The following is a 23,990-nucleotide window of genomic DNA, read 5'->3' as shown; positions in this document are numbered from 1 at the left end:
CGTCGAGGCCCCCTGCCACCGGCGGCTAGGCTGCACCCCGTGAAGGTCCTCGTCATCGGCGGCGGCGCCCGCGAACACGCCCTGTGCCGCTCTCTCTCCCTCGACCCCGATGTCACCGCTCTGTACTGCGCCCCCGGCAACGCCGGTATCGCAGAGGTGGCCGAACTGCACCCGGTCGACGCACTCGACGGTGACGCCGTCGCGCGCCTCGCGACCGAGCTGGGCGCCGAGCTGGTGGTCGTCGGCCCGGAGGCGCCGCTGGTCGCCGGTGTCGCCGACGCCGTGCGCGCGGCCGGCATCCCCTGCTTCGGCCCATCGGGTGAGGCGGCCCAGCTGGAAGGCTCCAAGGCGTTCGCCAAGGACGTCATGGCCGGAGCCAACGTTCCGACCGCCCGTAGCTACGTCTGCACGACGCCCGCCGAGATCGACACGGCCCTGGACGCCTTCGGCGCTCCGTACGTCGTGAAGGACGACGGTCTCGCGGCCGGCAAGGGCGTCGTCGTCACGGACGACGTCGAAGCCGCGCGTGCCCACGCCCTGGCCTGCGACCGCGTGGTCATCGAGGAGTTCCTCGACGGCCCCGAGGTGAGCCTCTTCGCGATCACCGACGGCACCACTGTGCTGCCCCTCCAGCCCGCCCAGGACTTCAAGCGCGCCCTGGACGGCGACGAGGGCCCGAACACCGGTGGCATGGGCGCCTACTCCCCGCTCCCGTGGGCGGACCCGAAGCTGGTCGACGAGGTCATGCAGACCGTCCTGCAGCCGACCGTCGACGAGCTGCGCCGACGCGGTACGCCGTTCTCCGGGCTGCTCTACGCGGGTCTCGCCATCACCTCGCGCGGTGTGCGGGTCATCGAGTTCAACGCCCGCTTCGGTGACCCCGAGACCCAGGTGGTCCTGGCCAGGCTGAAGACGCCGCTGGCCGGGGTCCTGCTCGGTTCCGCCAATGGCACCCTGGACGCCGTACCCGCGCTGAACTGGCGCGACGACGCCGCCGTCACCGTGGTCATCGCCTCGCACAACTACCCGGACACGCCCCGGACGGGAGACCCGATCGAGGGCCTCGCGGATGTGGTGGCGCAGGATGCGCCGGACGCGTTCGTCCTGCACGCCGGCACCCGGAAGGACGGCAACGCCGTCCTCAGCGCCGGGGGCCGCGTGCTCTCGGTCACGGCGACCGGCAAGGACCTCGCGCAGGCCCGGGATCGTGCCTACACCGCCGTCGGCCGGATCCGGCTCGACGGCTCCCAGCACCGCACGGACATCGCGCGCAAGGCAGCCGAGGAGGCCTGAGGCCCGCTCGGCCCACCGCCTGATCCGCCCCGGCCCGTTCACCCTGTGCCCGGCCCTCCACGGAGGCGCCGGGCACGGGCGCGTCCGGGGCCGCCCCCAGAGGCGCGTCCTGGCCGTTCCCGCACCGGAGAGGGAAGCCGCCCCCACGCCGGATAAGGAGGCCGCCCCCAGACCGGGGAAGAGGGCAGCAGAGGGGGCCGCGGTATCACCGAACGGTTGGACACCGGCCCGTCAGCAGCTTTGCCCAAAGCCATTCCATCGGGTGACGACTCGGCCATCCGGATGACGCCCGCCGAGGCCCCAACTAGGGTGCGGCGCAAGCGTTCGGGCACTTGGCCCACCGGCATTGCGATGTCGGTGACGGGTGCCACAGTGGGGGAGTGACCAACACCGTCGCGGGGGCAGAGGGGGTGACCTACGGCCGTGTCCGGTACCGGTTCGGTTGAGGAGCTGGGTGCGCACGCAGCGCGGGCCAGGGCTGTGGCTCTGCTGCGCATCCGCAGCAGAGCCACAGCCCTGGCGATCCTGCCGACGGCCGCCTCGGTCGTGCTGCTCGTCGCGGTCGCCCAGGGGCACATCGGTCCAGGGGTCTGGTCCACGGTCAGCTGGGTGGTGACGGCCTGCGCCGTCGTGGTTCTGCTCGTCGCCGCGGCGGTCGCCGTCGCGGTGGCGCGGGCGAGGCCGGCGGTCAGCCCGACCGTGCCCCTCACCGAGGCCGCGGCCCCCGACCTCTACCGGCTGGTCCGGGACCTCGCCGACCGGCTGGACGTCCCGGCGCCGTCGGCCATAGCGCTCACCCCGGACTGCGACAGCTGGCTGGAGGACCGTACGCACCCGGCCGCCCAGCCGCGGGTGAAGGACGTCGAGGGGCAGACCGGGATCCGGCGGGGCCGCCGGGTCCCGGCGGCCCCCGTCCTGGTGATCGGGTCCCCATTCCTGTGGTGGATGAGGGTCGCGGAGCTGCGGGCGGTTCTCGCCCCGGTCGTGGCGGGCACCGGGCCTTCCGCGCACCCGGACATAGCCGCCGCCCGCCGTTTCGTCCGTGGCCTGGACGCCGCTGTCGCCGACGCGGCCCTGCCCGGGCAGGGGTTCGTACGCAGGATCCCCAGGGCCTTCGTCGGGTGGATCGCCAAGGTGCTGCTGCGCGGCTGCCGCGGCCACGCGGCGGAGATGGAGCGCTGCGTCGCGGCCGCCGCGTCGGGGCGCGCCCACGACGTGGACTACGGGCTGCGGATCGTCGCCCAGGAGCAGGTGGGCCTCGCCTACGCGGGCTGGGACCGCCTGCTGACGCGGGTCGCGCTGCCGGCCTGGCGGATGGGGCGCTGGCCCTCCCGGCTCGACGCAGGCGTCGTCTCCGCGCTCACGGAGCTCTCGCGGCGCGACCGGCTGGCGGAGGGTTTCACCTCCAGGCTGGGGGAGCGTCCCGCCTGCGATCTCATCGAGGAACCGGGCGCGGCCGACGAGGCGGCCTCGCTGCTGGCGGCCCGGCTCTTCCACGGGGGTCCCGCCGAGCCCGGCCCCGGCTGGTCCCCGGTCGACTGGCAGCAGTATCCGGAAGAGGTCGTGGACCGGAAATGGCGTACGGAGGCCGCCCGTCTGCACCGGGTGCTCGACGCCTTGGGGGTGGCGACCAGCGTGTCCGTGGGGGGCCCAGCAGTGCCGGGAGGCGACGGCGTACCCACGCTGGCCCGGGTGATCGGCCACCTCGCGGCGCCGGGTGCCGACAGCGAGGCGCTCGCGGCCGGGATCGGCGCCGCCGTGGCCCGGGACGAGGAGAAGGCCGCACCGACGCCCGGGGCGGGCGGCCTGCCGACAGGGGCGGCAACCGACCCCCTCGACCTCTGGGGGCCCGTCCCGCTCCCGCTCTTCCCCCTCCAGCCCCCTCGTACGGGCGCGGAGCTGCTCGCCGATCACGTCGTGGCGATGGTCTGCTGCGCCGCAGTGGACACAGCGGGGGCCGCGCCGGGACTCGACTGGCTCGACGGCCCCGCGCTGCTGGTCGACGGCGGTCGCAGGTCCGACCTCGGCGCCCCGGTGCTCAGCCTCGTCGAGGACGGGGACGCGGAGCCGCTGCTCTCCTGGCTCACCACGGTCGGAGTGCGCACCGACAAACCGGTACGCCTGGGCTGAGAGGTGCGCGTGGGCCGGCTTTGCACTTGAGGTGCACGGTCGTCCGTCCACTTAGGTGGTGAAATGCGACAGATGTCCCGGCAATACCCGGAACATCGGGCTTCGTTCACATCAAATAGCGACGAACGGTAACGGAGTGCGTGCGTAATGTGATGTGCTGGGGTCGCGCCGGTCGGCGGCGCACCGGAGGTTTCGGGGGACGAGGGAGGGGAGCGGTATGGGGGCGGAGCATATTCGGCGCTGGGAATCGGGTGCCCTCGCGCATGCCGTGAGCGACCCTTTCGGACAGGGCCCGCTGCCTTGGCTGCGCGGCAGTGAGAACTACTGGGACGACACCGGTCAGGTCGTCCCCTGGTATGCGGACGCCGCCCTGGGCCGAGGGGGCACCGGCGGGGGCACGCGCGCCGCCGACGACGTGCGCCAGCAGATCAAGGGTTTCGTCTCACCCGGGGCGGCGGCGCCCGGCGAGGCGATCGACTTCCACATCACCGTGGACCCGCCCCAGCAGTTCTCCGTCGACATCTACCGCATCGGCCACTACGCGGGCGACGGCGCCGCGAAGATCACCACCAGCCCGCGCCTCTCCGGCATCGTCCAGCCGGCCCCGCTGGCCGCGGAGCGCACGGTCTCCTGCCACCACTGGTGGCTCTCCTGGCGGCTGCAGATCCCCAGCTACTGGTCGGTCGGCGCCTACGTCGCCGTGCTCACCACTGCCGACGGCCACCGCTCGCACGTCCCCTTCACGGTCCGCGACGACCACCCGGCGGACCTGCTGCTCCTGCTCCCCGACGTCACCTGGCAGGCCTACAACCTCTACCCGGAGGACGGCCGCACGGGTGCGAGTCTGTATCACGCCTGGGACGAGCAGGGCAGGCTGCTGGGCGAGGAGGACGCCGCGGTCACCATCTCCTTCGACCGCCCCTACGCGGGCGCCGGGCTGCCTCTGCACGTCGGTCACGCCTACGACTTCATCCGCTGGGCCGAGCGCTACGGCTACGACCTCGCGTACGCCGACGCCCGCGACCTGCACGCCGGCCGCGTCGACCCCAGCCGGTACCGGGGCCTGGTCTTCCCCGGCCACGACGAGTACTGGTCGCTGCCGATGCGCCGCACCACCGAGCTCGCCCGGGACACGGGCACCTCGCTCGTCTTCCTCTCGGCCAACACCATGTACTGGCAGGTCGGCCTCGGCCCGTCGCCCTCCGGTGTCCCGGACCGCCTGCTCACCTGCCGCAAGCGCCGTGGACCGGGGAAGTCCGCCCTGTGGCGTGAGATCGACCGCCCCGAGCAGCAACTGCTGGGCATCCAGTACGCGGGCCGGGTCCCCGAACCGCACCCCCTGGTCGTGCGGAACGCGAGCCACTGGCTCTGGGAGGCCACGGGTGCGGCGGAGGGCGACGAGATCGACGGACTGGTCGCGGGAGAGGCGGACCGCTACTTCCCGCGCACGGCACTCCCCGAGCACGAGAGCCGCATGCTCCTCGCGCACTCGCCGTACGCCGACGGTGACGGTGCCACCCGGCACCAGGAGACCTCGCTGTACCGCGCCCCGTCGGGCGCGCTCGTCTTCGCGTCGGGCACCTTCGCCTGGTCCCCGGCCCTGGACCGGCCCGGCCATGTGGACCCCCGCATCCAGCGGGCCACGGCCAATCTCCTCGACCGGATCTGCAAGAGGGACTGAGGAGCGGCCCCGGAGGGCCCGACCAGCGCCTCATCCCGCCCAGGCCCCCACCCCGCCCAGGACCACGACCCCGCCCAGGGTCACGACCCCGTCCAGGCCCCCACCCCGTCCACAGTGCGACCCCTGGCGCCGTGGACCCTTCGCATGCGGGACAATCGGAACCACTCCTGGACCAACCTACGCGGAGGCAGCGTGTCCGGTTTCGTAGAAAAGCCCGAGCCCGTGCAGGTGCCGGGTCTCACCCATCTGCACACCGGAAAGGTGCGCGACCTGTACCGGAACGAGGCGGGCGACCTCGTGATGGTCGCCAGCGACCGCATCTCCGCGTACGACTGGGTCCTGCCCACCGAGATCCCGGACAAGGGCCGTGTGCTCACCCAGCTGTCGCTGTGGTGGTTCGACCAGCTCGCCGATCTCGTCCCCAACCACGTGCTGTCCGCGGAGCTCCCCGCCGGGGCGCCCGCCGACTGGGCAGGCCGGACCCTGATCTGCCGTTCGCTGCGGATGGTCCAGGTCGAGTGTGTGGCGCGCGGTTACCTCGCGGGCTCCGGCCTGGTCGAGTACGACGCCGACCGGACGGTGTGCGGCATCGGCCTGCCCGAGGGACTCGTCGACGGCTCCGAGCTCCCGGGGCCGATCTTCACTCCGGCCACGAAGGCCGCGGTCGGCGATCACGACGAGAACGTCTCGTACGAGGAGGTCGCCCGGGAGGTCGGCCCCGAGACCGCTGCCCTGCTGCGCCGGACGACGCTGGACGTCTACAGCCGTGCCCGGGACATCGCCCGTGAGCGCGGGATCATCCTCGCCGACACGAAGTTCGAGTTCGGTTTCGCGCCCACCGAGGACGGCGGCGAGGAGCTGATCCTCGCGGACGAGGTGCTGACGCCGGACTCCTCCCGCTTCTGGCCGGCCGAGATCTGGGAGCCGGGCAAGGCGCAGCCCTCGTACGACAAGCAGTTCGTGCGTGACTGGCTGACCTCGCCGGCCTCCGGCTGGGACCGGCACGGCGAGCAGCCGCCCCCGCCGCTGCCGCAGGCGATCGTCGACGCGACCCGGGCCAAGTACCTGGAGGCGTACGAGCTCCTGACGGGCCTGAACTGGTCGGATCAGAAGTTGTAGCGGATCGGAAGCCGCAACGGAAGAAGGCCCCGGTCACGAGGACCGGGGCCTTCTCATACGGAGCGGACGACCAGGTTCGAACTGGCGACCTCAACCTTGGCAAGGTTGCGCTCTACCAACTGAGCTACGTCCGCAAGCGCCGAAGCGCGATGCCTACTATACCCAACCTCTCTCCCCCGCGAGACGCGCTGCCGCGTGACGGTTCTCCGCACCGAGTCGGGAGACGCCCCCGACAGGTGGCAGCGCGGCGTTCCCCGGCACACGACGACGGCTCTACGCCGGCTCCACGCCGGCTCCACGAGGGTTCCCCGACCGGTGCCGGATCCGTCACCTCGGACGCCCGCCCGACCGGTGGGAAACCCCGGCGGAGGTCGCATCCCTCGCCAACCAGGGCCCCACGTAACGGTTTCCGGGCACGCACCGTGCCGACGATCGCGGTCGGCCGCTGTGTGCCGGCCGCCCGCCGGGCGCATGCCCGGATGTCGCCCACGGCACGTGTTCCAGGTCTCCGGCGGGCTGTCACGCCTCACGGACGTGGTCCGGCAGCGGTGCGGCCCGGTCCGTAGGGATGTGGCGACCTTCACACCGCCCGTGCCCGGATCTCCAGGTCGAGGACGCCACGACACGTCAGACCTTCTCCGGCGCAGAGGCTGCGGTGTTTCGGGGAGGGGGCAGCGGGATCGCCGCGGTCAGGCGGAAGAGGCCGTCGTCCGTCGGTCCCGCATCCAGCGAGCCGCCGACCGAGGCCAGCCGTTCCCGGAGGCCGTGGAGCCCCGAGCCGCCGGGGACCGCTGCCGTGTCCGGCACCACGCCGTCGTTCTCGACCACCAGGCGGACGCTGTCCGGCGAGGTCTCCAGCCGGATGGCGCAGTGCTGCGGATTGCCGTGCCGCAGCACGTTGGTGGCGGCCTCCCGCACGGCCCAGCCGAGGGCCGACTGCACGGGGGCGGGCAGCTGTCCGCCGTCGCCCTGGACGGAGCACTCCATTCCGGCTGCCCTCAAGACCCCCCGGGCTCCCTGCAGTTCCGTCCGGAGGTCGACCTCCCGGTATCCCCGTACGACGTCGCGGACCTCCTGCTGGGAGGTGCGGGCGATGCGCTGCACCTCCACCATCTGCTCCACGGCCGTGGGCTGTCCGCGCTGTGCCAGCTCGACCGCGAGCTCGCTCTTCAGCGCGATCACCGCCAGATTCCGTCCCAGGACGTCATGCATGTCCCGTCCGAAGCGCAGCCGTTCCTCGGCGACGGCCAGCCGGGTCTTCACGTCCTGGGCGTCGCGGAGTCGGGACATCACGCCCAGCGACCAGGCGGAGATCCGTACGGTCACCGCGATCAGTCCGATGGTGAAAGCCATCCCCAGGAGGGTCTGGAGCACGAACGGCCCGCTGCCGCCGGCCAGTGCGGCACCTCCGCCCGCACCCACCGCCACGGCGGTCAGCGCCACGGGGGACATCCACAGGGGAGCGATCAGGACGAGGGTGGTGCCGAACGGCAGGACCGCCGCGGACAGGGCCAGCGGCAGCTCGGGGAACTCCTCGGGCCCGGTGTGGGCTCCGAGTACGAGCAGCCCCGTGATGCTCGCCGGCATCAGGGCGGCCCCGAGTGCCGCCAGCCGCCGGTCGACGGTCCCGTTGCCCAGATAGCTCTCCAGCCCACGTGCCACCAAGGGGGTCGAGCAGAATCCCTGGGCGAGCGCGAGCAGTACCGTTCCGGCGATCAGTGCGACAGGCGCGTCGGACGCCCTCACGGGGCGTGTCAAAGGCAACAGCACCTGCGGCACGATCGACATCCACACCAAGCAGTGGAGGGTGCCGCGCGTATAGAGGTCCATCTTGTCGAACCCGTCGCGCCGCTGCCATCCGCGCACCTGTGCCCGTACCCACACGGTTCCGCTCCCCCTCGTGCCTGGCGGACCTCTCGGCCCAGGACTTCCGCCGGATCACGGCCGCTACCGGTGCGCAGTGTCGTCACTGCTCGGGGCGACCTCATGCGTCGATATCCGGAAACGCCAAAGGCCCCGGTCGAAATCGACCGGGGCCTTTGAATCAAGAGCGGACGACCAGGTTCGAACTGGCGACCTCAACCTTGGCAAGGTTGCGCTCTACCAACTGAGCTACGTCCGCATTGCCGCCACTCGGCTTTCACCGGTGGAGCGCTCACTACTCTACCTGATCCACTGAGTGGTCCGGTAAGGCAGTGCAGAGCGGGTGACAGGAATTGCACACTGCGCCTTCCCCCTGGAAGGAGGATGTTCTACTACTGAACTACACCCGCACGCTGCGTCGGACCCGGCTTTTCGGCCTTGCCCTTCGGCGTGCTCCAGACTCTAGCCGACCTGCAGGGGTGTTGTGCAAGTCGGCTCCCCACGGTGTCGCTGCGGCGGCCGGAGGGCCGCTGAACGGAACGGAACATTCCGGGCGGAGGTCTCAACTGGCGGCGTTGAACGCCTCGTAGACCTTCTTGGGGATCCGGCCGCGCGCCGGCACATCCATCCGGTGCGAGCGGGCCCAGGCGCGCACGGCCGCGGGGTCCGGCGCCAGTGACGTGTGGTGGTACGCGACCGGGGCCCTGCCGCGCTTGCCGGTGTTTGTCTGCTTTCGGCCGGCCGCCACGTACGGGGCCAGCGTCTTACGCAGTTTCTTTGCATTGGCGGGATTGAGGTCGATCTCGTACGACTTCCCGTCCAGGGCGAAGGCGACCGTTTCCTCCGCTTCTCCCCCGTCGATGTCGTCGGAGAGCGTAACCACTACGCGCTGAGCCACGGATATCGGTCCTTTCCTTCGGCATCGTCGCGGCTGACATGCGTCGATGCCGGCCTTCCGGCGGCTGGGCGGATACGGATCGACGGCTGTCGACTGTTCCGGGGCAATCGTGCTTTCCCGCGTATTCATTTGTACAGCGGTGGGAGCCGCATTGTGAAGCCCGGCCAATTGCATCCGCGTGTTGCCGTCGTGTGTCGGAGTGCAATCCGGGTGCAGATTTTTTCCCAGGATTTTCCCTGGACGTCGTTGCCGCCGATATCTTGCCGTGATCGGGGTGAGGTGATATCTACCCGCGTAGAATTTCTGGCCAGGTACGCTGAGTGGACCCGCGGGGATCTGGGGAACCCCTCGGAGACACAGCCGCACCACACCACCGGGAGTGCCAGTGGCACGCGTCGTAGTCGACGTCATGCTCAAGCCGGAGATCCTCGACCCGCAGGGACAGGCTGTGCAGCGCGCACTGCCCCGTCTCGGCTTCGAAGGAATCGCGGACGTCCGTCAGGGAAAGCGTTTCGAGCTCGAGGTCGAGGGGCCGGTCGACGACGCCGCCCTCGCCCGCATTAACGAGATCGCCGAGACCTTCCTCGCCAACACGGTCATCGAGGACTTCACCGTCACGGTGGAGGAGGAGAAGTGACCACCCGTATCGGAGTCGTCACTTTTCCCGGCACGCTCGACGACCAGGACAGCCTGCGGGCCGTGCGGATCGCGGGTGCCGAACCCGTATCGCTCTGGCACCGTGACAAGGACCTCCACCAGGTCGACGCGGTCATCCTGGCGGGCGGATTCAGTTACGGCGACTATCTGCGCGCCGGCGCCATCTCGCGTTTCTCGCCGGTGATGGAGACCGTCATCGAGCAGGCGAAGGCCGGCCTGCCGGTCCTCGGTATCTGCAACGGTTTCCAGATCCTGACCGAGGCGCACCTGCTGCCCGGGGCGATGCTGCGCAACAACCACCTCCACTTCATCTGCCGCGACCAGAAGCTGCGGGTGGAGAACGCGGAGACGGCCTGGACCTCGGACTACACGTCGGGCCAGGAGATCTCCGTACCGCTGAAGAACGTGGACGGCCGGTACACCGCCGACGAGCGCACGCTCGACGAGCTGGAGGCCGAGGGCCGCGTCGCCTTCCGTTACGCCGACGTCAACCCGAACGGCTCGCTGCGCGACATCGCCGGCATCACCAACGCCGCGGGCAACATCGTCGGTCTGATGCCGCACCCGGAGCACGCCGTCGAGCCGCTGATCGGTACCGGTCGCACCGACGGCCTGGGTTTCTTCACCTCGATCATCAAGAAGCTGGTCAACGCATGAGCCTGGACACGGTCAAGCACGCGGCCGAAACCCCGGACGACGGACAGCCCTGGAAGGAGCTCGGCCTCAAGGAGGACGAGTACGCCCGGATCCGCGAGATCCTGGGCCGCCGTCCCACCGGCGCCGAGCTCGCCATGTACTCCGTGATGTGGTCCGAGCACTGCTCCTACAAGAGCAGCAAGGTCCACCTCAAGCAGTTCGGCGAGAAGGTCCCCGCCAACGACGCGATGCTCGTCGGCATCGGCGAGAACGCCGGTGTGGTCGACGTCGGTCAGGGTTACGCGGTCACCTTCAAGGTCGAGTCGCACAACCACCCCTCGTACATCGAGCCCTACCAGGGTGCGGCCACCGGCGTCGGCGGCATCGTCCGCGACATCCTGGCCATGGGTGCCCGCCCGATCGCGGTCGTCGACCCCCTGCGCTTCGGTGCGGCCGACCACCCCGACACCCGGCGCGTCCTGCCGGGCATCGTCGCGGGCATCGGCGGCTACGGAAACTGCCTGGGCCTGCCGAACATCGGCGGCGAGGTCGTCTTCGACGCCTGCTACCAGGGCAACCCGCTCGTCAACGCCGGCTGCATCGGCGTGATGAAGCACGAGGACATCCACCTGGCCCAGGCCTCCGGCCCCGGCAACAAGGTGATCCTGTACGGCGCCCGCACGGGCGGCGACGGCATCGGCGGCGTCTCCGTGCTCGCCTCGGAGACCTTCGACGACACCAAGCCCACCAAGCGGCCCGCCGTCCAGGTCGGCGACCCGTTCCAGGAGAAGCTCCTCATCGAGTGCACCCTGGAGATCTTCAAGGAGAAGCTCGTCGCGGGCATCCAGGACCTCGGCGGCGCCGGGCTCTCCTGCGCCACGAGCGAGCTGGCCTCCGCGGGCTCCGGCGGCATGCGCGTCGAGCTGGACACCGTGCCGCTGCGCGACTCCTCCCTCTCGCCCGAGGAAATCCTCATGAGCGAGTCGCAGGAGCGCATGTGCGCGATCGTCGAGCCGCAGCACGTGGACCGCTTCATGGAGATCTGCGAGAAGTGGGACGTCATCGCCACCGTCATCGGTGAGGTGACCGAGGGCTCGCAGCTGGAGATCTTCTGGCACGGCGAGCAGATCGTGGACGTCCCGCCGCGGTCCGTGGCCCACGAGGGCCCGACGTACCACCGGCCGTTCGCCCGCCCGTCCTGGCAGGACGCGCTCCAGGCTGACGACGCCGCGAAGCTGGCCCGCCCGGGAGACGGCGCGGAGCTGCGTGAGCAGGTCCTCAAGCTGGTCGGTTCCCCGAACCAGGCCTCCAAGTCCTGGATCACCGACCAGTACGACCGCTTCGTGCAGGGCAACACCGTGCTCGCGATGCCCGAGGACGCCGGCATGGTCCGCATCGACGAGAAGTCGAACCTGGGCGTGGCCATGGCGACCGACGGCAACGGCCGGTACGCCAAGCTCGACCCGTACACGGGTGCGCAGCTGGCGCTCGCGGAGTCCTACCGCAACGTCGCCGCGTCCGGCGCCAAGCCGCTCGCCATCTCGGACTGCCTGAACTTCGGCTCGCCCGAGGACCCGGACGTCATGTGGCAGTTCGCCGAGGCCACCCGCGGTCTCGCCGACGGCTGCCTGGAGCTGGGCACCCCGGTCACCGGCGGCAACGTGTCGCTCTACAACCAGACCGGTGAGACGGCGATCCACCCGACGCCCGTCGTGGCCGTCCTCGGTGTGATCGACGACGTCACCCGGCGCACGCCGGTCGCGTTCGCCGAGGAGGGTCAGCTGCTCTACCTCCTGGGCGACACCCGCGAGGAGTTCGGCGGCTCGGCCTGGTCCGAGGTCGTCCACCAGCACCTCGGCGGCATGCCGCCGAAGGTCGACCTGGGCCGCGAGAAGCTGCTAGGCGAGATCCTGATCTCGGCGTCCCGCGACGGCATGATCGACGCGGCGCACGACCTGTCCGACGGCGGCCTGATCCAGGCGGTCACCGAGTCCTGCCTGCGCGGCGGGAAGGGTGCCCGGCTGGTCGTCCCGGACGGTCTGGACGCGTTCACCTTCCTGTTCTCGGAGTCCGCGGGCCGTGCGGTCGTCTCGGTTCCGCGCAGCGAGGAACTCCGCTTCACCGACATGTGCGGAGCGCGGGGTCTTCCCGTCGCCCGGATCGGTGTCGTGGACGGCGAGGAGATCGATGTCCAGGGCGAGTTCAGCATTCCGCTGAGCGAGCTGCGCACGGCGCACGAGGGGACCCTGGAGGGTCTGTTCGCCTAGGTTCCGCCCGTTCCGAAGCCCCCGTCCGGGTCGACCGGACGGGGGCTTCGGCGTTCTCACACGAAACAGTTGATGCATGTTACGTAATTACGTAAGGTTGGGTTCTGTGAAGCTTGAGGAGCGTGTCGCCGATCTGGAGCGCCGCCTCGCGGTGCTGGAGCGGGCGGCGGAGGGCGGCAGGCCCGGTCTGGGCGACGGGGACTTCTGGGCGCTGGACGGGCTGAAGGAGCAGCTCGAACAGGTCGGGGAGGCCGCCGCCGACGGCGGGGTGCTGTTCACGGGCGCGGTGAGGCTGCCGGCCGGTGAGCACTACGAGTGGCAGTACGGCGCGCTCACCGGGGGGCTCCTCGGCACGGAGGACGAACGCCCCGACTGGGCGGAGGCCGCCGAGCCGCTCGCCGCGCTGGGCCATCCGGTCCGGCTGCGGCTGCTCCGCGAGATCCTCGGCGGCTGCCGCACCGCCGCCGAACTGGCCGGGCTGGACGACACGGGCACGACCGGCCAGATCTACCACCATCTGCGTCTGCTGACCGGCGCGGGCTGGCTGCACACGACGGGGCGTGGACGGTACGAGGTGCCCGGTTCCCGCGTGGTGCCGCTGCTGGTGGTTCTCACGGCCGCCCGGCCGTGACGCCCGCACGCCGAGAACCGGGGGGGACCCCATGTCCGTACGCAAGGCCGCGATGATCCTCTACCGCTGCTGCTGGCTCGCGTTCGTCGCTCTGGTGCTGTGCGACGCCTTCGCCGAGCCGCTGGTTCCGTACGGGGCGGTCTTCGTGCCCGCGGCGGCGGCGATCCTCATCGGCTTCCTGATGGGCCGCCGCAGCCGTGCGGCCCTGGCGCGGGACCGGCCGGCGGTCGAGGTCGGGCCGCCGGTGACGGGACGCTGGGTCGCTCTCAACAGCCCGGCGGACAAGGTCCCCAGCCATGGCACCCACGGGTACGGGCAGTCCCACGCGATCGACATCGTCGCCGAACCGGAGGAGGGGAGCCGCCCTCCCTTCCGGTGGCTGTGGCCGGTCGCCCGGCCCAACCGTGACTTCCCGGCCTTCGACGCCCCGCTCGTCGCGGTGGCGGACGGCACCGTCGTGCACGCGAGCGACGGGCAGCGCGATCACCTCAGCCGGAACTCCGGCCCCGCGCTGGCCTATCTGATGGTTCTGGAGTCCTCGCTGCGTGACATGGCCGGCGCCCGCAGGATCGTCGGCAACCACGTCGTGCTCGACCTGGGGGACGGCGTCCACGCCGCGTACGCGCACATACGGCGGGGCTCCCTCCAGGTGAAGGCGGGGGACACCGTCCGGGAGGGGCAGGTGCTCGCGCGCTGCGGGAACTCCGGCAACTCCACCGAGCCGCATGTGCACTTCCAGCTGATGGACCACCCGGACCTGGACGTGGCGCGGGGGATCCCCTTCACCTGGCGGGGCGTCGGTGTCCCCGGCAACGGTGAGGCATTCGTGGTCGAGGAGACCGTCAGCAGCGACTGATAGCTTGCGGTGCGCCACGCGAGGTCGAGTTGACGGGGGTCGATGATGGACGACGGCACGCGCGCCGAAACGGACGGCCCACCGGGACAGGGCCGTCTGCGAGGGGCCCTGAACACGGTGTTCGTGCTCGTCGCAGTGGCGGGGATCGGGCTCAGCATCTGGGCGCTCGTCAGCGATGTGCTCGACCTCCGTACCCGGGCCGAGAGCCGTGAACGGGTGGAGGAGGCGTGCGGCGGTCTCGTCGACCCCGACCTGGTGCTCGCGCTGAACGGGGGTGTCGACCGGGTCGAACTCTCCGACCGCTACGACATCGGCACCGCGCGGAGCGACAGCAGCTGTGTGGTCTACCGGGTGGGCGACCCGGGGACGACCTACGGGCACTTCTCGCTGGGCCTCACCCTGTACCCGGCGAACCCGAACGCCGACGAGCACCGGGTGGGTGCGAACCACGAACCCTTCGACTACTTCACCGCCGAGAACAGGGACGACGTCACGGCGGCCGCGCAGTACACGCTGCCGCACCCGCTGGGTGACGGCGGGCTGGGGGAGTACGACGCTCGCACGGTGACGGTCAGGGCCCTGTGCGCGGACGGGGGCACGGTCTCCTCCGTCCGGGCGAAGGCCACGGCCTCGTACGACGGGCCCGTCACCTCCGGGGACCGTCATGACCTGACGGTCTTGGCACGCCAGGCGGCGGAGCGGGCCGCTGCGGCGAACGGCTGCCGGGCCGAACTCCCCGCCGTGCCCTCCGCGTTCCCCGAGCCGAGGACCACCCTCGGCCCCGCCGTGAAGGCGGGCGGCACCTGCGCCTGGTACGGACGGCACATCGCCGCCCACGGGCAGGGCGAGCTCCCCGACCGGGCGCTCGCCGCACCGGCAGGGAAGGCCGGCGCCCATGACTCCTGCCTGCTCGCGATGAGCCCGGAGGGGACCGAGAGGATCTGGCCGGCGTACGAGAAGAGCCACCCCGACGGCACGGATCTCGACAGGGTGCTGACCCTGCGCCCGCTGTGGATGCAGACGGACACGCTGGTGGGCGACGGCACGAGGGGGCTGCGCGCCGGTCCGCTGAAGGGGACCCCGGTCGTGGCCTCGTCGGCGGGATCGGCCGAGGGCGTCCGGTGGGCCTCGTCCGTCTGCGGCGGCAGGCCCGCCGTGCACCTGATGCAGGTGTCCTTCCCGTACGACGACCTACTCCGGGACCGGCTGGAGTCCCTGTTCCGGGCGTACGTCGAGGACGCCACCGCACGCCGGGGCTGCACCGGTGTCACCTTTCCCAAGGCCTCGGACCTCGCCGGGAGCTGACCCTCCGCTCGGAGGGGCCGTTGTCACAGGCGCCGGTTAGTCTCGCCCCCATGCCCCCGGCCAAGAAGCGCCAGCGCGCCTACGACCTCAGCCGGACCCGCACGGCGGTCCTGGCACAGTTCGCCCACGTACAGTCCGCCGTCCGTGACCTGACACCCGAGCAGCTGTCCGGTCCGTCCGGGCTGGGGGAGTGGACCGTACGGGACCTCGCCGCCCACATGGCCACGGTGCTGGAGTGGGTCAGCCGTGAGCTGGAGCTGCCGGAGCCCCCCGGTGCCAAGCCACAACTGAACCTGCTGGAGTGGCCGTTCTCCACGGCGGGGCGGGCCCAGGGGATCGCGGACGATGCCAGGGCCCTGGCCGCCGCACGGCCCGGACTCGGCGCGCTCTACGAGGAGACGGCCGAGCGGTTCGCCCGGCTCACGGCCGGGGCCCCCGGGGAGCGGCTCGTGACGACCCGGGCGGGCACCATGCGGCTCGGCGACTTCCTGGTCACCCGTACCGTCGAACTCGTCGTCCACACCGACGATCTCCACCGGGCGACCGGCCTCGATCTCCCGTACGACCGTCAGGCGCTCGCCGCCTGCACCCGGCTGCTCGCCGACGCGCTCGCGGACAAGGCGCCCGGCGGCTCGGTCGAGGTGCGCGTCCCGCCCTTCGCCGTCGTCCAGTGCATCGGCGGCCCCAAGCACACCCGGGGCACCCCGCCCAACGTCGTCGAGACGGATCCGCTCACCTGGCTCCGGCTGGCGACGGGCCGCACAGGGTGGACGGAGGCGCTCGAAGAGGCGCAGGTCAGCGCCAGTGGTGAGCGGGCCGACCTCGCCCCGCTGCTCCCGCTGATGGGCTGAACGGAACCGGATCGACCGGTCGTTCCGTCCCATGGCCATGCGCACACAACGTATGTCTGTCAGCGCCCTTGCCGTCCTGGCCACCTTCACCCTTGCCTCCTGCGGTACGGAGTCGGGCTCCGGAGCGGGATCCGGGGAATCCGGGGACGGCAGCGGCACCGTACGCACCGGACCGGAGGTGACCGGGGTCCACTGGAACGTGTCGTCCCTGACCGTCGGCGGGGAGAAGACCTCCGCCCCCGAGGGCGCCCACGTCGAGATCGACTCCGAGGGGAAGGCCACGGGCAGCCTCGGCTGCAACCGGTTCACCGCCGACGCCCGCCTCGACGGCGACAAGGTCACCGTCGGGCAGGGCACCAGCACCGGGATGGCCTGCGCGAAGGAGGTCCAGCAGTTCGAGAACGCGATGGGCAAGGCCTTCCACGGCGAGCTCACGGCCGCCGTGGCGGGACAGGGCAAGGCGAAGACCCTGACCCTGACCACCGCGAAGGGCGACTCCATCGCCCTCACCTCCGAGCCGCCGGCCCCGCTCACCGGCACCGCCTGGAAGGTCACCGGACTCGTGTCCGGCAGCGTGGCCTCCTCCCTGCCCGCCGGCACGGAGGACAAGGCGCACCTGACCTTCGGCGAGGACGGTTCGGTGGAGGGGAACCTCGGATGCAACTCCTTCCACGGCAGGGCGACGGTCTCCGGCTCCACGCTCACCTTCGGCCCGCTCGCCTCCACCCGGAAGATGTGCCCCGAGCCGGAGATGAAGCTGGAGCGGGTGCTGCTCGGTGTGCTGGAGGGGAAGACGTCGTACGAGATCGATCACCGTTCCCTGTCGATCGAGGCGGAGAGCGGCAAGGGCCTCGACGCGTCCGCCCCGGCGGCCGAGGACTGACCGGGCAGGGCGCCTCAGGCCCGCCCGGGCCTCACGGGAAGCCCGGGGCGAACGGCCTCAGGAGACCGTGGGGTAGGGGAGCAGACCGGAGTCCGTCCTCTCCCACGAAGCCCGCAGCTCGGCCAGCCGCTCCGGCTCGGCCTTCGCGCGGTCGGCCTGCTCGCGCTGGTCGTCGGCCAGGTTGAACAGCTGGTCGGTCCCGGTCCGCCCCCGGTAGTACTTCCAGTCACCGCGTCGCAGCGCCCGCTCACCGCGCACCCGCCAGAACAGGTCGCGTTCCTTCGGCGTCTCGTCCCGCAGCAGGTATCCGGCGAGGCTGACGCCGTCCAGCGGGTGTGCGGGGTCGGGCCGCGCCCCACCGAGCTCCAGCAGGGTCGCCGTCCAGTCGGGCGAGAAGACCGGCAGGTCGCTGACCTGGTTCCCGTCGATGCGCGCCGGCCAGCGCAGCACCGAGGGGACGCGGATCCCGCCCTCCTGGAGCGAGCTCTTGTTGCCGGACAGCGGCCAGTTGTAGGAGAAGCGCTCACCGCCGTTGTCGCTGGCGAAGAAGACGAGGGTGTCCTTCTCCTGCCCCGACCGCTTCAGGGCCTCCAGCACCTCGCCGACCGAGCGGTCCAGGTCCTCGACCATCTCCGTGTACTTCTCGACGGAACCGCCGTCGGCGTTCCGGAGCGCGGACCGGTCACCGGCCTTGATCCGGCGGACGATCTCGGCACTGGCCTCAGTGTCGCCGTCGGCGATCCAGGGCCAGTGCGGGGTGGTGAAGTTCAGGTTGAGCAGCCACGGCTGGTCGTGGTCACGCTGCACGTACTCGCTCGCCCGCTCCGTCAGGACCCGGGTGTAGTACCGCAGGTCCTTGTACTCGGCGTCCCCTTCGTACAGGTCGTACTCGCCGCCCAGGCCGAGCTTGGAGTAGTACTCCAGGGCTCCGCCGAAGTTGCCGAAGAACTCGTCCCAGCCCGATCGGGTCGGGCTGTAGTCCGGCAGGTACCCGCAGTGCCACTTGCCGATCAGGGCGGTGGAGTAGCCGGCGCCGCGCAGCAGGGACGCCAGCGTCGGGTGGGTCGGCTCCAGGCCCACCGACCTGTCGGCGATGGGCTCGGCCAGCCCGCCCTTCGTGCGCCCTGGGTAGCGGCCCGTGTAGAGGCTGAAGCGGGTGGGCGAGCAGGTGGCGGAGCCGGAGTAGGCGTCCGTGAACCGCACGCCCTGGCGCCCGAGCCTGTCCAGGTGGGGGGTGCGGATGTGCGGTGCCCCGTAGGAGGAGAGATCCGCCCAGCCGAGGTCGTCGCCGAGGATGAACAGGATGTTGGGACGGCGTGAGTGCTTGCCGCGGGCGGCACGGAACGGGCGCTCCCGCGCCACCTCCCCGGGGGGCCTTTCCGAAGCGGCGGCGGTCTGTGTCCCGACCGCCACGGTGGCGGCGGTCGCTCCCACGGCGGTGGTGAAGGCGCGGCGGCTCAGCGGTGAGCCGACGGACTCAATCGAATGGGTATTCGAATCGCGAGAGGGCATGAGGCCTCCTGGGCGGGCCTCGGACGCCGTGCCGATGGCGCGGCGCGAGGGGGATGGGTGGGACCGGCCCCGTCAGCCAGGAGTGCGCAGGGGGACGCACCAGGTCACGAAGGGGAGGGGAGAAGAAAGGCGGATGCTGCACGCGTGCCGGAGTCCGGGGCGGAGGCCCCGTGGGACGTTCCGGGAGGCGGCGGTCAGGCGCAGCGACAGATGGCGCTCGCGACACGTCCCAGATCGACGTGGCGGCGCTCCACGAGCGTGACCGAACGATCACCGAGGGGCTGCATGGGGAAGGAGCCTGCCAACGGGCCATGAGCCTGTCAACGGTGGTCTCGAACTCCGGACAACCGGCCCCGCACGCCCCCGGATCCGCCCCGGACGACCCCGGGGCCGTCCGGTCGGCCTTCGGTCCTGGCGCCCGGCCGGGGGCGGAACGGAGGGGGACGGGCGGCGTCGAGCGCGCCGCGGAGGCCCAGGCCCGGCTCCCAGGGTGTGAGGCTCGCCACGAAACGAGCGTTCGGCCACGGCCTGTCCGCCGGGCCGGCCCGGCTCACCGAGGGCCACGGCCGAAGCGATTCCGGTGCGGGGGTGCCTACTTGCCGGACCGGCCGGTAACCGCCGCCCATCCCGGGCGTCGGCGGCCCCGAGGCCTTCCGGGGCGGGCGCGACGTCTACGCCGTGATCACCCGGAGTGATCGTCCGACCCCGCCCCGGGCCGTTGCGGGGAGCGCTCCCGCACTCCGTCCGCGGTCCCGGTCGGGCGGTCACCCAATTCGGACCGGTGGTCGATCTCGCCTACACTCGGTGGCGTGCCTCGTGGTGATGGACGACTCAACCACGACCTGCTCCCCGGAGAGAAAGGCCCCCAGGACGCTTGCGGCGTCTTCGGTGTCTGGGCTCCGGGTGAAGAGGTCGCCAAGCTCACCTATTTCGGACTGTATGCCCTGCAGCACCGTGGACAGGAGTCCGCGGGCATCGCAGTGAGCAACGGGTCCCAGATCCTGGTCTTCAAGGACATGGGACTGGTCTCGCAGGTCTTCGACGAAACGTCTCTGGGATCGCTCCAGGGCCATATCGCGGTCGGTCATGCCCGCTACTCCACTACCGGTGCCTCGGTGTGGGAGAACGCGCAGCCGACATTCCGTGCCACCGCGCACGGCTCGATCGCCCTGGGTCACAACGGCAACCTGGTCAACACTGCCCAGCTCGCCGAGATGGTCGCCGACCTTCCTCGCAAGGACGGCCGTGCCACCCAGGTCGCCGCGACGAACGACACCGATCTGGTGACCGCGCTGCTCGCCGGCCAGAGAGACGACGACGACAAGCCGCTCACCATCGAGGAGGCCGCCGCCAAGGTGCTTCCCGGGGTCAAGGGCGCCTTCTCGCTGGTCTTCATGGACGAGCACACGCTCTACGCGGCCCGTGACCCGCAGGGCATCCGCCCGCTGGTCCTCGGTCGCCTCGAGCGTGGCTGGGTGGTGGCCTCCGAGTCCGCCGCCCTGGACATCTGCGGTGCCAGCTACGTCCGCGAGATCGAGCCGGGCGAGCTCGTCGCCATCGACGAGAACGGCCTGCGCACCTCTCGCTTCGCAGAAGCGAAGCCCAAGGGCTGTGTCTTCGAGTACGTCTACCTGGCCCGCCCCGACACCGACATCGCCGGTCGGAACGTCTATCTCTCGCGTGTGGAGATGGGCCGGAAGCTGGCGGCCGAGGCCCCTGTCGAGGCCGATCTGGTCATAGCGACGCCGGAATCGGGAACCCCCGCGGCGATCGGTTACGCGGAGGCGAGCGGAATTCCGTTCGGGGCCGGTCTGGTCAAGAACGCCTACGTCGGCCGGACCTTCATCCAGCCCTCGCAGACCATCAGGCAGCTGGGCATCCGGCTGAAGCTCAACCCCCTCAAGGAAGTCATCAAGGGCAAGCGCCTGGTGGTCGTCGACGACTCGATCGTCCGCGGCAACACCCAGCGAGCCCTGGTGAGGATGCTCCGCGAGGCGGGTGCCGCCGAGATCCACATCCGGATCTCCTCCCCGCCCGTGAAGTGGCCCTGCTTCTTCGGCATCGACTTCGCGACGCGCGCCGAGCTGATCGCCAACGGCATGTCCGTGGACGAGATCGCCACCTCCATGGGGGCCGACTCCCTCGCGTACATCTCGCTCGACGCGATGGTCGAGGCGACGACGATCGCCAAGCCGAATCTGTGCCGCGCCTGCTTCGACGGTGAATACCCGATGGAGCTCCCGGACCCGGAACTGCTCGGCAAGCAGCTGCTGGAGACCGAGCTGGCGGCCGGCCCCGCCGCGACCGCGGCGGCCGACGCACTGCGTCGTCCGTGACCCGGACCGACCGGCTGCTTCCCCACCAGCCCCGTATTCCCACACGAAAGATCCCGGGCCATGTCTGAGACAACAGGTGCTTCCTACGCTGCGGCGGGCGTCGACATCGAAGCCGGTGACCGCGCCGTCGAGCTGATGAAGGAGTGGGTGAAGAAGACGCAGCGCCCCGAGGTCGCGGGCCTCGGCGGCCTCGGCGGTTTCGCCGGCCTCTTCGACGCCTCGGCACTCAAGCGTTACGAGCGCCCGCTGCTCGCCTCCGCCACCGACGGCGTCGGCACGAAGGTCGATCTGGCCCGTCAGATGGGCGTGTACGACACCATCGGGCACGACCTCGTCGGCATGGTCGTCGACGACCTGGTCGTCTGCGGTGCGGAGCCGCTCTTCATGACCGACTACATCTGCGTCGGCAAGGTGCACCCCGAGCGTGTCGCGGCCATCGTGAAGGGCATCGCCGAGGGCTGCGTCCTCGCCGGCTGCGCCCTGGTCGGCGGAGAGACGGCCGAGCACCCGGGTCTGCTGGGTCCCGACGACTTCGACGTCGCGGGTGCCGGCACCGGCGTGGTCGAAGCCGACCTCCTGCTGGGTCCGGACCGTATCCGTAAGGGTGACGCCGTGATCGCGATGGCATCGTCCGGTCTTCACTCGAACGGGTACTCGCTCGTGCGCCACGTGGTCTTCGACCGGGCCGGCTGGACCCTGGACCGGCAGGTCGAGGAGTTCGGCAGGACGCTCGGCGAGGAGCTCCTGGAGCCCACCAGGATCTACTCCCTGGACTGTCTGGCACTGACCCGCACGACCGAGGTGCACGGCTTCAGCCATGTCACCGGCGGTGGCCTGGCCAACAACCTGGCCCGGGTGATCCCGGACGCGCTGCACGCCACGGTCGACCGTTCCACCTGGACGCCGGGTGCCGTGTTCGACCTCGTCGGCAAGGCCGGCCAGGTCGAACAGCTGGAGCTGGAGAAGACGCTCAACATGGGCGTCGGCATGATCGCCGTCGTCCCGGCCGACTCGGTGGACGCGGCCCTGACGACGCTGGCCGACCGGGGTGTCGACTCCTGGGTCGCCGGCGAGATCACCGAGCGCGGCGACCACGCCACGGGCGCCGAGCTGACCGGAAGCTACGCACGGTAGGACGTCATGACCGCCGGTCCGGCACACCACCGGACCGGCGTCGACGGCACCACGATGCTGAGCCGAAGCGCGCAGGCCCCGGGCCCGGACAACACAGAACCCGGTCCGGGCGGGCCCGGACCGGGTTGATGTGTCAGCGCGAGGTCAAGCGCCGCGGCGCTGTGACGACGGACCGGACTGGTCGTCCTCGTCCGCGTCCTCGTCGTCGTTGTACTGATCCGCGTACTGTGCGTACGGGTCATCTTCCTCGTCGTCGTCCTCGAACGGTTCGGCGTTCGGTGGTTGACTCGAAGGTGATGCGCCCAGCTCATTGGCCAGACGCGACAGATCAGTCCCGCCGCTGCTGTACTTCAGCTGACGGGCGACCTTGGTCTGCTTGGCCTTTGCCCGGCCGCGCCCCATGGCTCGACCCCCTCGGTGACGGGGCTCGACGGCCCCAGAGTCTTGACACGCGTTCATGTTTCAGGACGGACTCTCGGCTGAGAGACCGCGCCCGTGGCTTTAACGGTACCTGCTTCCTCGGCCATACGGTACGCCGCCCGCATCACGTGCCGCCGTGCAGGACCGAAGAGGAGCCCGTCCTCGCTGGTCAACCCTGATTTTAACCTCTTGTGGACGGCCGACCCGCCGACCGGAGTGAGTCTTGTCTCCCTGCGGGCCGCCGGCCGTCCTCCCGCCCGGACCGGGCCCCGCCGCCGGGCCTCGCGTACAGCTCGGTGACGGGTGCCGGACATCTCCACGACGTGTCAGGGGCGACGGGCGTCCGCCATCCGCTGCTCCGCGATCCGGTCGGCCGCCGCGGCCGGCGGAATCCCATCCGCCTTCGCACGTGCGAATATGGCCAGCGTGGTGTCGAAGATCTTCGTGGCCTTCGCCTTGCACCGGTCGAAGTCGAAACCGTTCAGTTCGTCGGCGACCTGGATGACGCCACCGGCGTTCACCACGTAGTCCGGTGCGTACAGAACCGATCGGTCGGCAAGGTCCTTCTCGACGCCCGGGTGGGCGAGCTGGTTGTTGGCCGCGCCGCACACCACCTTGGCGGTGAGCACCGGCACGGTCTCGTCGTTCAGCGCGCCGCCGAGCGCGCACGGGGCGTAGATGTCGAGCCCCTCGGTGCGGATCAGCGCGTCGGTGTCCACGGCGACGGAGACCTCGGGGTGCAGATCGGTGACCCGGCGTACGGACTCCTCGCGCACGTCCGTCACGACGACCTCGGCACCGTCGCTCAGCAGGTGTTCGACCAGGTGGTGACCGACCTTGCCCACGCCCGCGACGCCGACCTTGCGGCCGCGCAGTGTCGGGTCCCCCCAGAGGTGCTGCGCGGAGGCCCGCATCCCCTGGAAGACGCCGAACGCGGTGAGGACGGAGGAGTCGCCCGCGCCGCCGTTCTCGGGGGAGCGGCCGGTGGTCCAGCGGCACTCGCGGGCGACGACGTCCATGTCGGCGACGTAGGTGCCGACATCACAGGCGGTAACGTAGCGTCCGCCGAGGGAGGCCACGAACCGACCGTAGGCCAGGAGCAGTTCCTCGGACTTGATCAGGGCGGGGTCCCCGATGACGACGGCCTTGCCGCCACCGTGGTCGAGACCGGCCATGGCGTTCTTGTACGACATGCCGCGCGACAGGTTCAGCGCGTCCGCGACGGCCTCCTCCTCGGAGGCGTACGGGTAGAAGCGGGTCCCGCCGAGGGCCGGGCCCAGGGCGGTGGAGTGGATGGCGATGACGGCCTTGAGACCGCTGGCGCGGTCCTGGCAGATCACGACCTGCTCGTGGCCCCCCTGATCCGAGTGGAACAGGGTGCGGAGCACGTCGACGGGTACGCCGGTCACATCGGTCACTGTGGTGACTCCCAAGTACGAAGCGGCGGAAGACCCTCCTGAAGGTGGGGAGGGTCCCGGACCGACCGGCACCCGGCCGGTCGACTGGGCAAGAGCGTAA

The 23,990-nt window shown here is 70.9% G+C and carries 20 protein-coding genes and 3 tRNA genes; 14 read left to right on the top strand and 9 right to left on the bottom strand.

Features of this window, described 5'->3' with window-relative positions; all coding sequences use genetic code 11:
* Positions 1-39: 39 nt before the first annotated feature.
* The 4 genes from purD to P8A20_RS17220 all read left to right on the top strand — a co-directional run bounded on the left by purD (position 40) and on the right by P8A20_RS17220 (position 6,223).
* Positions 40-1,293 carry a phosphoribosylamine--glycine ligase gene (gene purD, locus P8A20_RS17235; protein ID WP_147958480.1) on the top strand — a complete coding sequence of 418 codons (1,254 nt, stop codon included), beginning with the start codon at positions 40-42 and terminating at the stop codon, positions 1,291-1,293.
* A gap of 423 nt (positions 1,294-1,716) precedes the next feature.
* Complete coding sequence (locus P8A20_RS17230; RefSeq protein ID WP_147958479.1) at positions 1,717-3,423, top strand: M48 family metalloprotease; 1,707 nt, start codon at positions 1,717-1,719, stop codon at positions 3,421-3,423.
* Between the two features lie 217 nt (positions 3,424-3,640).
* Positions 3,641-5,104, top strand: coding sequence for a N,N-dimethylformamidase beta subunit family domain-containing protein (locus tag P8A20_RS17225; protein WP_306103806.1), 1,464 nt, complete (start codon positions 3,641-3,643; stop codon positions 5,102-5,104).
* Between the two features lie 192 nt (positions 5,105-5,296).
* Positions 5,297-6,223, top strand: a complete 927-nt coding sequence (locus P8A20_RS17220) for a phosphoribosylaminoimidazolesuccinocarboxamide synthase (RefSeq protein WP_147960340.1) — start codon at positions 5,297-5,299, stop codon at positions 6,221-6,223.
* A 61-nt stretch (positions 6,224-6,284) separates the two neighbouring features.
* Here the strand turns inward: P8A20_RS17220 and P8A20_RS17215 are convergent.
* The 5 genes from P8A20_RS17215 to P8A20_RS17195 form a co-directional block, all read right to left on the bottom strand.
* A tRNA-Gly gene (locus P8A20_RS17215) sits at positions 6,285-6,357 on the bottom strand.
* A 493-nt stretch (positions 6,358-6,850) separates the two neighbouring features.
* Positions 6,851-8,107, bottom strand: a complete 1,257-nt coding sequence (locus tag P8A20_RS17210; RefSeq protein ID WP_147958478.1) for a sensor histidine kinase — start codon at positions 8,105-8,107, stop codon at positions 6,851-6,853.
* 165 nt (positions 8,108-8,272) lie between these two features.
* Positions 8,273-8,345 (bottom strand) — tRNA-Gly (locus P8A20_RS17205).
* Positions 8,346-8,424: 79 nt separating this feature from the next.
* A tRNA-Gly gene (locus P8A20_RS17200) sits at positions 8,425-8,496 on the bottom strand.
* Between the two features lie 152 nt (positions 8,497-8,648).
* Positions 8,649-8,984 (bottom strand): histone-like nucleoid-structuring protein Lsr2, encoded by a 336-nt coding sequence (locus P8A20_RS17195; RefSeq protein WP_147958477.1) that lies wholly within the window; start codon positions 8,982-8,984, stop codon positions 8,649-8,651.
* Positions 8,985-9,369: 385 nt separating this feature from the next.
* Here P8A20_RS17195 and purS point away from each other — a divergent pair, with 385 nt between their 5' ends.
* The 8 genes from purS (at position 9,370) to P8A20_RS17155 (ending at position 17,070) form a co-directional block, all read left to right on the top strand.
* A complete protein-coding gene (gene purS / locus P8A20_RS17190; RefSeq protein WP_147958476.1) occupies positions 9,370-9,621 on the top strand; it encodes a phosphoribosylformylglycinamidine synthase subunit PurS in 252 nt (83 codons plus the stop codon).
* A complete protein-coding gene (purQ, locus tag P8A20_RS17185; RefSeq protein WP_147958475.1) occupies positions 9,618-10,298 on the top strand; it encodes a phosphoribosylformylglycinamidine synthase subunit PurQ in 681 nt (226 codons plus the stop codon). Before purS ends, purQ begins: the two co-directional genes overlap by 4 nt.
* The gene (purL, locus tag P8A20_RS17180; RefSeq protein ID WP_147958474.1) at positions 10,295-12,544 is read left to right on the top strand and encodes a phosphoribosylformylglycinamidine synthase subunit PurL; all 2,250 of its coding nucleotides are present in this window, start codon (positions 10,295-10,297) and stop codon (positions 12,542-12,544) included. Before purQ ends, purL begins: the two co-directional genes overlap by 4 nt.
* Before the next feature lie 106 nt (positions 12,545-12,650).
* Positions 12,651-13,175 (top strand): ArsR/SmtB family transcription factor, encoded by a 525-nt coding sequence (locus tag P8A20_RS17175; RefSeq protein WP_147958473.1) that lies wholly within the window; start codon positions 12,651-12,653, stop codon positions 13,173-13,175.
* A gap of 31 nt (positions 13,176-13,206) precedes the next feature.
* Complete coding sequence (locus P8A20_RS17170) at positions 13,207-14,031, top strand: M23 family metallopeptidase (protein WP_147958472.1); 825 nt, start codon at positions 13,207-13,209, stop codon at positions 14,029-14,031.
* Between the two features lie 45 nt (positions 14,032-14,076).
* Entirely contained in the window at positions 14,077-15,336 is a 1,260-nt protein-coding gene (locus P8A20_RS17165) for a hypothetical protein (protein ID WP_306103805.1), read from the top strand.
* A gap of 50 nt (positions 15,337-15,386) precedes the next feature.
* Positions 15,387-16,187, top strand: a complete 801-nt coding sequence (locus P8A20_RS17160) for a maleylpyruvate isomerase family mycothiol-dependent enzyme (RefSeq protein ID WP_147958470.1) — start codon at positions 15,387-15,389, stop codon at positions 16,185-16,187.
* 31 nt (positions 16,188-16,218) lie between these two features.
* Positions 16,219-17,070: an META domain-containing protein gene (locus P8A20_RS17155; RefSeq protein WP_147958469.1), complete on the top strand. Its 852-nt coding sequence runs from the start codon at positions 16,219-16,221 to the stop codon at positions 17,068-17,070.
* A 57-nt stretch (positions 17,071-17,127) separates the two neighbouring features.
* Here P8A20_RS17155 and P8A20_RS17150 read toward each other — a convergent pair whose 3' ends face one another.
* Positions 17,128-18,582: a sulfatase family protein gene (locus tag P8A20_RS17150; RefSeq protein WP_306103804.1), complete on the bottom strand. Its 1,455-nt coding sequence runs from the start codon at positions 18,580-18,582 to the stop codon at positions 17,128-17,130.
* Between the two features lie 194 nt (positions 18,583-18,776).
* Positions 18,777-18,869: a putative leader peptide gene (locus P8A20_RS38710; protein ID WP_352303411.1), complete on the bottom strand. Its 93-nt coding sequence runs from the start codon at positions 18,867-18,869 to the stop codon at positions 18,777-18,779.
* A 522-nt stretch (positions 18,870-19,391) separates the two neighbouring features.
* On the opposite strand from P8A20_RS38710, the gene purF reads away from it, so the two are divergent.
* Positions 19,392-20,918, top strand: a complete 1,527-nt coding sequence (purF, locus tag P8A20_RS17145; protein ID WP_147958467.1) for an amidophosphoribosyltransferase — start codon at positions 19,392-19,394, stop codon at positions 20,916-20,918.
* Positions 20,919-20,978: 60 nt separating this feature from the next.
* The gene (gene purM / locus P8A20_RS17140; RefSeq protein ID WP_014155057.1) at positions 20,979-22,052 is read left to right on the top strand and encodes a phosphoribosylformylglycinamidine cyclo-ligase; all 1,074 of its coding nucleotides are present in this window, start codon (positions 20,979-20,981) and stop codon (positions 22,050-22,052) included.
* A gap of 144 nt (positions 22,053-22,196) precedes the next feature.
* On the opposite strand, the gene P8A20_RS17135 is transcribed toward purM, so the two are convergent.
* Complete coding sequence (locus P8A20_RS17135) at positions 22,197-22,454, bottom strand: DUF3073 domain-containing protein (RefSeq protein ID WP_033296941.1); 258 nt, start codon at positions 22,452-22,454, stop codon at positions 22,197-22,199.
* A 344-nt stretch (positions 22,455-22,798) separates the two neighbouring features.
* On the bottom strand, positions 22,799-23,890 hold the full coding sequence (locus tag P8A20_RS17130; RefSeq protein WP_147958466.1) for a Leu/Phe/Val dehydrogenase: 1,092 nt from the start codon (positions 23,888-23,890) through the stop codon (positions 22,799-22,801).
* Between the last annotated feature and the right edge of the window lie 100 nt (positions 23,891-23,990).

Origin of the sequence: Streptomyces sp. Alt3, from assembly GCF_030719215.1 — a bacterium.
GTDB lineage: Bacteria > Actinomycetota > Actinomycetes > Streptomycetales > Streptomycetaceae > Streptomyces > Streptomyces glycanivorans.
Note: the sequence above shows the minus strand (reverse complement) of the source record. Positions and strands in the feature narration are given on the sequence as shown.